Genomic DNA, 12,938 nt, shown 5'->3' with positions numbered 1-12,938 from the left:
CAATTAACAGCGCCTTAACGCTCACTCGGGCACTTTTCCACTGCGCCTTTGATTTCTCATGAAATCAAAGCTTTGTGGGGCCCTCCCTCGGCCTAAAGGCACATTCCGTGTTACACTAACGCCTCCTAGGAGGCTCAGCTACACGGAACGTCGTTAAGGCTGATTCGTTAATTGCAATTAGTTGATCTTCAGAAGAAAACGAGCAAATTTTTTAAGAAGGTCTTGTCGATTAACGCTTTGGAAGAGAACAATTAAAGATTTCCTCTCCATTAAAGTGCAGTTAAAGATTTTTGCTTTTTAAGATTTAAGAGAAATTTGCGCTGGATTGTAGGACCCTTTCGACTTTTATCTTATTCTATACTAACTAACTGCAATTAACAGCGCCTTAACGCTCACTCGGGCTCTTTTCCACTGCGCCTCAGATTTCTGATGAAATCTAGGCTTTGTGGGGCCCTCGCTCGGCCTAAAGGCACATTCCGTGTTACGCTAACGCCTCCTAAGAGGCTCAGCTACACGGAACGTCGTTAAGGCTAGTTCGTTATACGCTATAAACAAAACAACTTTGACTTTCAAAAATTAAGAATTCAGAAAAGACTTGATTTTATTTTTTAATTATAAACAAATTCCAACGAATAAAAGGACATTTCGATTATGAAAAAATATTTTCTATTACTAATATTAGTCACAGTTCACATTTATGCTGACTCTATGAAGTCTAGGGAAATTTACAATAGTGAGTGTTTAAAGCGAAATATGATTAGCTGTTATAATCTTGGACATATGTACCTATATGGAATTGATGGAGAAAAAGATCTAATAAATGCACAAAAATATTTCACATTAGCTTGTAATTCAAATATTGAAGATGCATGTTTTGGACTTTCTCAAATGGCAAAGGATGGCTTAGGACCGGAAACTGATCTATATAAGTATACCGATTATTTAGCTAAAATTTGTAATAAAGGTGATTCTAACAATTGCGGAAAATTAGGTAACATTTTCTACTATGGCACAATGATTCCTAAAGATTTAAACAAGGCACAAGAATATTATAAAAAATCCTGCACCGGTGGAAATGATCTTGGATGTGCTAAAGCTAAAGCAATTCAAATAGAAATAAACAAGCAAGAATAGAAATTTTCTCTAATATAATTGAAAAAATGAAAAACAAACACGAAGTTCTAATAGAAGAATATAAAATTATCTCAAACCAGATAATACATTGGGATAAACAATATTGGATTAAAAATAATTTCTTCTTAGCGATTGAATCTTTATTCCTTACTGGGTTTTCAGTAATTCTCTTAAAAGGGAAAATCAATATCGATCTTTCTCTATTCTCATTACTAATATTTCAGATCATATTTAACATTCTAATTTGTTTGATCTGGAGATCAAGTTGCTTAAGAACAAAGGATTTTATTAAAATTCGATTTGAAAGAGCAAAAAAAATCGAAAAGAAATTGGGTAAAATCCGTTTATATAGAAATCATGATGATGAAATATATTTACCTAAATATAATGCTAGCGGACAGAAAGAATCATTGCTTCCTCTTCTATTCATTTCACTTTGGGTCATTTTTTCAGTTATTTCATTGTTCACATACCTCTTTCCAAATTTTTGCGAATATTGTATGAGGACCAACCTACCTTAAAACTTCGAGGGAATTGTTTACAGCGTATAACAGCGACTTACCGCTTCGCTTCGGCACTTTCGGCCTCGCTCGGCCTGCGGCAAATCCTCCTCCTGGCATTCGCCTTGCTTACGCAAGCTACATGCCAGTCCCTAACGTCCCGTTGGGACTCAGGGTCGGAGGACTTCGGTAAGTCTATTTCGTTATGCGAAATCATAAAAAATGAATCATTATATATTTTTTGACAAACTTTTAGATTTAATTTCGAAAACATTCAGTAAATATTTATACGATATTGAAAAGGAAATTGTTCATTATACAAACTTATCAGGTTTATACGGTATTATTGGAACTAAAAAAATATGGGCTACTAATGCATACTTTCTGAATGATACTAGTGAATATATATATTCTATAAACAAGTTCAAAGAAACCTTACAAAAACAAAACTTAAAAATAAAGCATAAACGATTCAAGTATTTTAGCGAATCAATTCTGACATATCTTGAAATTAATAATCACTTTCCACCTATATACACAATAAGTTTTTCTGAAAACCCTGACTCTCTCGGACAATGGAGAGGATATGGGGAATTAAATAGGGCTTTTAATCTAAAATTTTCATCGAGCAAACTATGGGCTCTTTCAGGAGGAGATGTATATATGTTAAAAGTAGTCTATGATGAATTAGTTCAAAATCAATTAATAATTGAAATAATCAAAAATTCCTTCAATTATTATACAGCAATAAAATCATCCGATTCAAAAAAAATAGGTCTATTTATGAATCACTTATCATTTATCTTAAATCTCTTTCTTCCAATAATAAAGAATCCGCATTTTAAAGAAGAAGCAGAAGTAAGACTGATAATAAATTTAGGTTATCAGGGAGAAAACCCAAGATTCAATGTCCAGCATAGAATAGGGAAACATTCTCTAATTCCATATGTCGAATATTCATTGATGCCTAATCCATCATTTAATATTAGCTATACAGATATTCCTGCCTTAACAGGTATAACAATTGGACCGAATGCTTATCCAGAATTAGCAATTGGATCAATTGTTAGTTACTTACAAAATCATAAAGAATATAATCTAAATGCAATTAAAATCACACAGTCAAAAATTCCATTTAGACTATAATTTATGACTTCGCATAACAGCAACTAACCGCTTCGCTTCGGGACTTACGCCCTCGCTCGGTCTGCGACACATAGGCTTCTGGCACTCCCCTTGCATCCGCAAGTGTCGTGGCCAGTCCCTAACGTCCCGTTGGGACTCAGGGTCAGCCTACGTCGGTTAGTCTAGTTCGTTATGCGACATTGCGGGGAAGAATCGCCACATCCGTGTGGCGTTTGTAGAAATCTTAGAAAATTATCGATTTGACAAATATACAAATTTTGTATATTCTGGAAAATTATGAATCAGACTGTTAATATCTCTTTCGAAAAGGCCCTTTTAAAGGAAATCGATAAAATTGCAAAAAGAGAACATAGATCCAGATCTGAACTGATTCGTGAAGCCGCAAGGGCTTACATTGAGAAAAAATCTAAGTGGCAAGCCATCTTCGATTTCGGCACTAAATCCGTTGAAAAATCAAATCTTACAGAGACTGACATTTTCGGGGAAATTAAAGCTGTTAGAAGAAATAGAAAAGCTTCTTAATGTTCAAAATTCTCTTAGATACAAACATTTACATTTCTGCGATTCTATTTAATGGTAAACCTAAGCTAGTTTTACAAGATTTAATTGACGAAGCTTTTATTGGTTATATTTCAAATGAAATTTTAGACGAAATTGAAGAGACTTTAGCGAAACCTAAGTTCAAACTTCCCAATGATTTTATTCAGTTTACTATTGAAGAAATCAGAAGAGTTACAACTATTATTAAAAATAAACCACTAAAAGATTATTTAAATTTAAGAGATAGAGATGATTTCCACATTCTTGAATCTGCTTTTACTGCAAATGTGGATTTCATAATTACTGGTGATAAAGACCTACTTACTCTTGAAAAAATCAAAGGTTTAAAAATAATTACGCCTGATGAATATTTAAGAATTAAAGAGGAACTTAGCTAAGAGTGCGACATCCGTGTCGCTCCCCGCAACGTCGCATAACAGCATGTTACCGCTACGCTTCGGCACAAGGCCTCGCTCGGGCTACGCCAAATTCCCCTTCTGGCATTCGCCTTGCTTACGCAAGCTGCATGCCAGTCCCTAACGTCCCGTCGGGACTCAGGGTCGGGGAACTTCGGTAACACTAGTTCGTTAAGCGCAATTACTTTAAATGCTTCTTGAAAATCATAAAAAAATAACAGAGGAAGAGTTAAAATTAGCAAATTCAATATGGCATTTTCTTTCAATTCGAGAAACTATACAGAAATCTGATTTAATTTTTGTTTTATGTAGCCATGATTTGAGAGTTGCAAAATATGCTGTTGATCTCTACAAAAAAGGTTTTGCTAATCATATTCTTTTTTCAGGAGGATTAAATTTCTTCACCAAACATATTTTTCCTAAATCAGAAGCTGAATCCTTTGCAGAACTTGCATTCAATGAAAATATTCCAAACGATACTATAATTATTGAAAATAAATCTACCAACACTGGTGAAAACATTCAATTCTCCAAAGAAATTCTCAAATCTTTGAATCATAAATTTAGTAATATCATAGCTATTCAAAAACCTTCCATGACTTTAAGAATAAAATTAGCATTAGATAAACAATGGAATGATGGAAACTTTTTCATTTCTTCACCAAATTATAGTATTTTTGATGCTCCGCATTCTCATATTAATCATTTTATGATTATAAATGAAATTGTCGGCGACCTACAAAGAATTATTGAATATCCAAAATTTGGTTTCCAATCAGAAACAGACATTTCAGATCATATATTCTTAGCTTATAATTCATTAATCAATCAGGGATACAATTTACATTTAATCAAATGAAGATTTCTATTTTTCCTATTCTTATTCTAATTTTTACAAGTTGTTCTTTATTGGATGAACAAAATAATAGTTCAAAAAATCTAAAAAAAGCATGCTCAGCTTCGCAAATACTATATTATAGCAATTGCAATTCTAATAGTAGCAAACAATCAGATTACTGTAAAAATGCTTATATGCAATGTACTTATATTTGTGGTTTTGCCGCTACTTTCGGTTGTGGTTTATAATAAATAAGTAACTGCGCTTAACAGCACCTTAACGCTTCGCTTCGGCACAAGGCCTCGCTCGGTCTCCGACACATAGGCTTTCTGTCACTCGTTTGCATTCGCAAACTACGTGCCAGTCCCTAACGTCCCCTTCAGGGACTCAGGGTCAGCCTACGTCGTTAAGGCTAGTTCGTTATGCGAAAGCGATTTAATATTTATGAAAAATAAAATCCTAAATTTTTTAGCTATTTTCTCCTTCTTTCTTGGAATAGTTTTAGTAATAATTCTTTTAATTCAAATATACCTTTCAGGTTATAGAATCAATATTCAGTATATTAATTTAGATAATTCAAATAAAATAGCCACAATATTTCAAGGTATTGTAGGAACGGCTTGGCTAGTAACCACAATTACACTTCTTTTTTTAACTATTGAAATTCAAAAAAAAGAATTACGAGAAACAAGTAATTCCCTTAGACAACAAAATGAAGACTCTCATTTCTTTAGCTTGCTAAATACTTTCAATGCAATTAGAAATCAAATCGAATTATCTATAACTTACTATCAAAGTATAAATTCGCTAAATTCTGGTGAGTATAAAGAAAGTAAATATCGAGGAAATCGTTATTTTGAGAATATTTTCAGCTGGTTCATAATGTTTTCAGAAGTGGTGAATCCTAAAATTAAAGACCAACTCAAAATTTCTAATAATTTAAATCAACTAAACCTAGTATTCGGTCTTAATAACGAACAGATCAACCTATTTAAAGAACTTATAATCTTTGATAATAGTTGGGGTTTCTATGGATCAGTATTCTCCGCATATTTCGGATTATTATCATCAGATCTTGGAAATTATTATAATCTCCTTACTCAAATCATAAAATTCACTGAACGTAGCCTATCGAAAGAAATTTATATAAACTACATAAAATCAGTTCTATCTCGTGATGAAATAAGCCTTTTCTATTATTATGGAATAACCAACTTTGAGTTAAGAAAATTTCTAGAAAAAACTAAATTTTTTGATCAAGTAGATAATATTGATCTAATAGAAAAAGAACATCAAAATTTTTATAAAACTGCGTAACAAAATCGCCTTCGCATAACAGCGGGGAAACGCTGCGCTTCGGCACTTACGGCCTCGCTTGGGCTACGCCACATTCCCTTTCTGTCACTCGTTTGCATCCGCAAACTCCGTGCCAGTCCCTAACGTCCCGTTAACGGGACTCAGGGTCAGGGAACGTCGTCTCCCCTAGTTCGTTATACGCCATAAAAAAATGAATAAAAATATTTTTAACGAAGAAGAACTAAATTCCTTAATTGATTCATTTAATTTAGAAATAGATAAACTACTTAAACATGATTATGGTAAATCGGAAGAGATTGAATTTTTAGCCACCCATCTGTATATTGAACAAATTACTTATTATGCAATCGGTGCAATTGATAACAAATTAGAAAAACTAAACACATTGAAACTTAGCTTTAGCAAAATAATTCAATTGCTGGAACTGATTTCCGAAGATATCCCATTCATTAAACACTATATTCCTTTGATAAAGGAGTTAAATAATATTAGAAATGAAATAGCTCACAAGATTGGCTATTCTAAAGATAAAACTTCAAATTTTATCGAGAAACTCTCAAAATTCAGATATTCTTCATTTAAAAACCCTAAAAAACTTATCAAAAAACAAACTGATTACTTAAAAATATTTAAAATCGACTATGCTTATAACGTCGTTGTGTTCACTGTAACATCCGAAAAACTACATAAAAAAATTGAAGATATCGACAAAATTTTAAAAAATCCATTCAAAGATGTTGAAATATTATAAATCTAAACATTCTTTACAAAAAGATAGCCCTCTTCAAAATTTTTTGATTAATAGTTCACATACTTTAAAGAAAATTTTCTATTATTTATTTTCTGACTCAAAATTCACCTTCCATAAATAAACTTCTAAAAGATGATGGGATAAAGATTCTTCATAACAATTTTTTACGGCGTATAACAGCGGGGAAACGCTTCGCTTCGGCACAAGGCCTCGCTTGGGCTGCGCCACATTCCTCTCCGTCACGCTTTCTTGCAATCGCAAGAAGCGCGCCGACGCTAACGCCTGCATCCGCAGGCTCAGCTACGAGGAACGTCGTCTCCCCTATTTCGTTAATTGCAATTAGTTGATCTACAGAAGATAACGCGCAAATTTTTTAAGAGGGTGTTGTCGATTAACGCTTTGGAAGAGAACAATTAATGCTCTTCTCTCCATTAAAGTAGAGTTAAAGATTTTTGCTTTGTAAGATTTAAGAGAAAATTTGCGCTGGATTGTAGGACCCTTTCGACTAAACTCTTTTTCTATACTAACTAACTGCAATTAACAGCGCCTTAACGCTCACTCGGGCTCTTTTCCACTGCGCCTCAGATTTCTGATGAAATCTAGGCTTTGTGGGACCCTCGCTCGGCCTAAAGGCACATTCCGTGTTACGCTAACGCCTCCTCCAGAGGCTCAGCTACACGGAACGTCGTTAAGGCTGATTCGTTATACGAAATAAACCAAAATATATCTAAAATGAAAAACATAATAACATTGATAATTTTAAGTTTTCTTTCGTTTAATTGTCTATCAAGAACAGCAATTAAATTAGAAGAAAAACCTATAAAAGGACTCGAAACCAATTTTGCCAACCTTTCTATAGTAATTAACAATAGAAAAGATTCAAGAATATCCATTGAATTTTACATACAAGAACTTGAGTCTTTTGAAAAAAATAATAATAAGTTTTTACCAAACTTCTATTTTAGTGAATCATTTAAATCTGATCGGATAAATTTTTCGGTTCCATATGGAAGATATGTAGGATTCTTAAGCATTAGATCTTTAGACAATGCTTATTTTAACCGAACAATTTCAGGTTTTCATCAAGTACACTTTGGTATTAATAATAATTTTGAAAAAAGAAAAAACATTCCCGAAGGATGCTATCAATTAAAAAATTATTCTTACGAAATTGATCGTATTATCAATAGTTCACACTGCAACAATTTTCAAATTGATAAAAATGATATAAATTTTGAATTTTCAATCAGTGACAATGATCAAATAAACACTATGCGAACTGTCTTGTTAACCTGGCCAAGTATTTCATATGCTGCTTTTCATGGTCCGCAGCAATATCCTTATGCAGTTTTCTTAATTATGCAAGGAGTCTTTGGATTTACTGCACGCGATACTCTAATCAATTTTGATAATATAAACAACTTTGCAAAATAAAAATTCAAATATGGTTTTACTTTAGAGTAAATCGATTCTCCAAATGGTTTACTTCGTATAACAGCGACTTACCGCTTCGCTTCGGGACGAGCCCTCGCTCGGCCTGCGACAAATTCCCTTTCTGGCATTCGCCTTGCGTTCGCAAGCTACAACCCAGTCCCTAACGTCCCGTTCCGGGACTCAGGGTCAGGGAACTTCGGTAAGTCTAGTTCGTTATGCGACATCTGAAATAATTTTACGGATTTAAATATGAAAAAAAGAATGATTAAATTTTTAATTATATTTTTGCTTATTCAAACAAACGACATGACTTCTGAACCTATTTATAAAGATAAAAACTTATCAATTTTCCCATTAAATGATATGGAAACTCAACAATTGAATGATTTGCGTGCCATCGCATTAAAATTCTGCAAAGAAGAATTACAGAAGGAGATAAAATTTCCAATTTCAGTAGAAGACCTCCAGTTAGCCACAAATCATTTAAACAAAAAAACAGATCCTAATATCACTTATGGAATCGGAGTTATTATCGGTGACATTCTAGTTCAGAAACATAATATGAAATGGCTAGCTGTTGAAGATAAATTCGGAAGAGATCCTGTTATTTTTGTAGATAGGACACTATACTACATAGGAACTCTAACTTTAATTTCAAAAAGAATTGAAGATGGCGAAAAAATTGATATAAAGCATTTAATTTCACAAATTGAAGACCATATGAAAGAAAATCTTAAGCAATATAAGTCTTATTAAATAGTATAAATAAAAACAACCTTTATCTTTAATCATTTAAGAATAAATCTGTAAAAATTTTAAATTCGTAAATTTATCGAAACAATTATTAAATAGAATTTAAATTAAAATGGAAAATTTTCAGACGTCGCATAACAGCACCTTACCGCTACGCTTCGGGACAAGCCCTCGCTCGGCCTGCGGCAAATCCTCCTCCTGGCATTCGCCTTGCTTACGCAAGCTACATGCCAGTCCCTAACGTCCCGCTGGGACTCAGGGTCGGAGGACTTCGGTAAGGCTAGTTCGTTACGCGCAATCAATAATCAATGCTAAACTATTTAGACAAACTTCCTTATCAATTCAAAGAACAAATTACTAATTATGTTCAATCAGTAAAAACTTCTACCGAATATATTTTCAAAGATGCACACATAAAATATAATAAAAATCTTGAAGAAAAATTATTAAGGTTCGCGGCTATTAAGAAAACATTTGCTATCGTTTCTTCTACTTATTGGTCAATTTACAATAATCTGGAATTACTTAAAAAGGAAGGTTTAAATTCGTTTTCAATAGGCTCTAAATACTATTCACAATATTCAAAAGACTATTTAGAAATTAGCGAAATTTATACTAAAATTGAAAGTATATTGGAAGAATCTGGACTAAAAGAGTATATATATTTACCTTATAACGAAGTATTAATAATAATTAATGAACAAAGCAGAAATAAACCTTGATTCTGCCGAAAAATTTATTGAAAGATTAGCTGGGTCGAACTTTAAAGAATTCAAAACTATTGCAACACAACAGTCAAAATTATTAGAATTCTCTGCTTACTTAGGAGTTAAGGCACATTATGAAAACTATGGTTATGAGGCAATGGTTATGAGGCAATGGTTATTCATAATACTAAAACTAAAAATTTTAAAATTAAAACAAATACCAAGGGATACTCTATTAATTTTTCTAGATATCAGTTGAGCAAAGGAGATTATATTATTGAAATCCATATGAACCTTTCAGTCAGAAGTGCTCATGATGAAGGAATTTATTGTGTCGATGTCGCAGTCATAAACCGTAAAGGAATTCAAGAAGTTATAGACAAAAAAGAATGTGTAAGCAACAAAAATCTTATTACTTTTGTAGAAGTAAAAAAACTCATAATATATCCAATGCTATTAGCTCAATTTTATGGTATCGTACATGAAATAAAACCCAGCTTCTGTTCTGGGAAATTACCGCATAACTATATAAAATTCTATCATTTTAATCCTTCATTAATCGCACTAGGTTATCTAACCAGTAATTCAAGTCAAATTGTCAAAGCATATAAAAGCAGAAGTATAAAAATTAATATAGTAGATAATTTCGATATAGTCATTATGAATTACAGAAAAAATAGAAATATATCACCTATTCAAAATATCAAAAATTGACTGCGCGTAACATCGCCTAACCGCTTCACTTCGGCACTTACGGCCTCGCTCGGTCTGCGACACATAGGCTTCTGGCACTCCCCTTGCCTGCGCAAGTGTCGTTCCAGTCCCTAACGTCCCGTTCCGGGACTCAGGGTCAGCCTACGTCGGTTAGGCTAGTTCGTTAATTGCAATTAGTTAATCTGCAGAAGAAAACGCGCAAATTTTTTTAAGAGGGTGTTGTCGATTTACGCTTTGGAAGAGAACAATTAAAGCTATCCACTCCATTAAAATGCAGTTCAAGATTTTTGCTTTTTAAGATTTAAGAGAAATTTGCGCTGGATTGTAGAACCCTTTCGACTTTTATCTTATTCTATACTAACTAACTGCAATTAACAGCGCCTTAACGCTCACTCGGGCGCTTTTCCACTTCGCCTCAGATTTCTGATGAAATCTAGGCTTTGTGGGGCCCTCCCTCGGCCTAAAGGCACATTCCGTGTTTCGCTAACGCCTCCTCTAGAGGCTCAGCTACACGGAACGTCGTTAAGGCTGATTCGTTATACGCCATTTATTAAAATTAATGAAAAATCAAAAAATATTTTTTGAAAATAGGTCGGAAGATTTATATGAAAACGAAATAATTATATCATTTATATTTCACTTGCTCCAAACTATTGGTAAAGATTTTCCTGTTTCTATATCAAAAATTAAAGAAACTACATATCCTACTCCTGATTTTCTTTGTAGTGAACTAAATGCATTAGTTGAAATAAAAAGAATAACTGAATCAAATGAAGAAATGAAGATTACTTCTTCAACTAAAAATGATCTTTTAAGTAAAATTGAAATAGACCTAGAAAATTTGATTAATCATTCAAACGAGCATATCTTTATTAATATACTAGATTCAACGTCAATTCCAAATAGAGGAAAAAGATATAAATCTTTGTTAAAAGAAATATCAATAATTACTAATGAAGGAAAAAATTATGGTAAATTTGAAAGCTTGTATTTTAAAATCGAAAAATCGCAATCAAGTAAAAAAATAATTCAAGTTGGATTTGGCGGACTTCCAAAATATCCTACTTCTGAGAGCTACATAAAAACTATAAAAGAGTCATTAAACAAAGCAAAAGAGCAATTCGAATCTTACGAAAGCACAGAATCCAGAAAATACACAAAATATATTTTGTTTGATAATTTTTACACTTACTCGAGAAAAATTTACACATTCATCGATGCTATCAAATTAGCATTAAATCAATCATATATAAAAGATATGAACGACTTAAACATCTATTTAAGAATGAATAATGGTTTTTCTATAATTAATCTTACAGATGGTAACTAATAAATATTAAAATGAAAAACCATTATCTTTACGCAGCCACGTTTTTACTATTTTCACTTAATTTCAATCAGAATATCTATTCCAATCCAAAACAGATCGATTTTTCAAAAGAGCAACCAATTCATCCATATTACGAAACACTTAATGAATCAAATAGTTTGGATTGCAAGGAAAGACAAATTTGCATGTCAAACTGTTCTGATAGTACGATTGCAATAATATCCAACAAAAATATAAATAGACAAAATGCCAGATTAGCATGCAGTTCAGAATGCAGCAAAATAATTTGTACCAAAAAAAGTAATTAACATTTATATTAAATAATAAACGGCGTATAACAGCGGGGAAACGCTGCGCTTCGGCACGAGGCCTCGCTTGGGCTGCGCCACATTCCCTTTCTGTCACTCGTTTGCATCCGCAAACTACGTGCCAGTCCCTAACGTCCCATTCGGGACTCAGGGTCAGGGAACGTCGTCTCCCCTAGTTCGTTATGCGAAATAATTTAAATTTATAAGAATATGAAGAAAAAAATAATAATAACGCTCTTTCTATCTACTTCAATCTGGAATGGAATTTCATCAGAAACCTTAGAAAGGAAGCGAATAAACCTTCTTGTTTCTCCAGTTGGATTTTTACAGACAAACACTAAATACTTTACAAACGAAACGGAAAGCTCCCCAAATCTTCATTTTTTATTTGGAATTACAAACAATTTCTTTGTTGGCTTCAATTATGGAGTTGGATTAAGTTCAAAACAAAAAAATTATAGCTATCAAGGATATTTACCTGGATCTAGCGAAATTTTTAATGTTTCAAGATCTAGAAATTCCGAAACATTCTCTATTTCATCACAATATTTTTTTTGGGGAGATTTCTACGGAAGTTTTAACTTAGGATTTGAAAAAGGGTATACTTCGGAAATCCAAAATTATTCCACAATTAGAGGCGGATCACTAGAGATTGAACCTTATAAGGAAAGTAATGTTTTTTCTGATAAATATTTCGGAAATGTCGGCATTGGATTTAGAAAGGAATTCTTTGATTTTATTCCAATTGGTTTTGAATTTCAATACGGATATATGGAAGCAGGAAAAAAAAATACTCATATAACTTATAATCCAGAATATTATCCCGGTTCTATTCCTAACAAAATAAATGCTATTTACATAAACGAGAATCTTCTCCGAAATAAGGAAAAAAATTCGGATTATTATCAAATAAATATTTTTGCAGGCTTAGCATTTTAATTTTATCAATAAATTACTTCGCATAACAGCGACTTACCGCTTTGCTTCGGGACAAGCCCTCGCTCGGCCTACGGCAAATTCCCTTTCTGGCATTCGCCTTGCTTACGCAAG

At 32.9% G+C, this 12,938-nt stretch carries 14 protein-coding genes; all 14 read left to right on the top strand.

The genetic code is table 11. The annotated features are described in order from the left end of the window. The first annotated feature begins 651 nt into the window (after positions 1–651). The 14 genes from ND855_RS05295 to ND855_RS05235 all read left to right on the top strand — a co-directional run bounded on the left by ND855_RS05295 (position 652) and on the right by ND855_RS05235 (position 12,827). Positions 652–1,134: a tetratricopeptide repeat protein gene (locus tag ND855_RS05295; protein ID WP_265357493.1), complete on the top strand. Its 483-nt coding sequence runs from the start codon at positions 652–654 to the stop codon at positions 1,132–1,134. Between the two features lie 26 nt (positions 1,135–1,160). Further along, entirely contained in the window at positions 1,161–1,655 is a 495-nt protein-coding gene (locus ND855_RS18870; RefSeq protein WP_456152067.1) for a RipA family octameric membrane protein, read from the top strand. 201 nt (positions 1,656–1,856) lie between these two features. Continuing rightward, positions 1,857–2,780 (top strand): DUF2971 domain-containing protein, encoded by a 924-nt coding sequence (locus ND855_RS05290; protein WP_265357492.1) that lies wholly within the window; start codon positions 1,857–1,859, stop codon positions 2,778–2,780. A gap of 276 nt (positions 2,781–3,056) precedes the next feature. Continuing rightward, positions 3,057–3,302 carry a CopG family ribbon-helix-helix protein gene (locus ND855_RS05285; RefSeq protein WP_265357491.1) on the top strand — a complete coding sequence of 82 codons (246 nt, stop codon included), beginning with the start codon at positions 3,057–3,059 and terminating at the stop codon, positions 3,300–3,302. Continuing rightward, entirely contained in the window at positions 3,302–3,718 is a 417-nt protein-coding gene (locus ND855_RS05280) for a putative toxin-antitoxin system toxin component, PIN family (protein ID WP_265357490.1), read from the top strand. The genes ND855_RS05285 and ND855_RS05280 overlap by 1 nt, the downstream gene beginning before the upstream one ends. Positions 3,719–3,926: 208 nt before the next feature. Further along, positions 3,927–4,595, top strand: a complete 669-nt coding sequence (locus ND855_RS05275; RefSeq protein ID WP_265357489.1) for a YdcF family protein — start codon at positions 3,927–3,929, stop codon at positions 4,593–4,595. Between the two features lie 423 nt (positions 4,596–5,018). After that, complete coding sequence (locus ND855_RS05270; protein WP_265357488.1) at positions 5,019–5,891, top strand: putative phage abortive infection protein; 873 nt, start codon at positions 5,019–5,021, stop codon at positions 5,889–5,891. Between the two features lie 190 nt (positions 5,892–6,081). After that, positions 6,082–6,642 carry a hypothetical protein gene (locus ND855_RS05265; RefSeq protein WP_265357487.1) on the top strand — a complete coding sequence of 187 codons (561 nt, stop codon included), beginning with the start codon at positions 6,082–6,084 and terminating at the stop codon, positions 6,640–6,642. A gap of 732 nt (positions 6,643–7,374) precedes the next feature. Continuing rightward, positions 7,375–8,076, top strand: a complete 702-nt coding sequence (locus tag ND855_RS05260; protein WP_265357486.1) for a hypothetical protein — start codon at positions 7,375–7,377, stop codon at positions 8,074–8,076. A 249-nt stretch (positions 8,077–8,325) separates the two neighbouring features. Then, complete coding sequence (locus ND855_RS05255) at positions 8,326–8,832, top strand: DUF3806 domain-containing protein (protein ID WP_265357485.1); 507 nt, start codon at positions 8,326–8,328, stop codon at positions 8,830–8,832. A 305-nt stretch (positions 8,833–9,137) separates the two neighbouring features. Further along, the gene (locus ND855_RS05250) at positions 9,138–9,551 is read left to right on the top strand and encodes a hypothetical protein (RefSeq protein ID WP_238840215.1); all 414 of its coding nucleotides are present in this window, start codon (positions 9,138–9,140) and stop codon (positions 9,549–9,551) included. A 156-nt stretch (positions 9,552–9,707) separates the two neighbouring features. Then, on the top strand, positions 9,708–10,250 hold the full coding sequence (locus ND855_RS05245; protein WP_265357484.1) for a hypothetical protein: 543 nt from the start codon (positions 9,708–9,710) through the stop codon (positions 10,248–10,250). Positions 10,251–10,809: 559 nt separating this feature from the next. Next, positions 10,810–11,580: a hypothetical protein gene (locus ND855_RS05240; RefSeq protein ID WP_265357483.1), complete on the top strand. Its 771-nt coding sequence runs from the start codon at positions 10,810–10,812 to the stop codon at positions 11,578–11,580. 518 nt (positions 11,581–12,098) lie between these two features. Next, positions 12,099–12,827, top strand: coding sequence for a hypothetical protein (locus ND855_RS05235; RefSeq protein WP_265357482.1), 729 nt, complete (start codon positions 12,099–12,101; stop codon positions 12,825–12,827). Positions 12,828–12,938: the final 111 nt, after the last annotated feature.

Source organism: Leptospira paudalimensis (genome assembly GCF_026151345.1).
Lineage (GTDB): Bacteria > Spirochaetota > Leptospiria > Leptospirales > Leptospiraceae > Leptospira_A > Leptospira_A paudalimensis.
The sequence above is the reverse complement of the archived record's forward strand: the minus strand, read 5'-3'. Positions and strand labels throughout refer to the sequence as shown.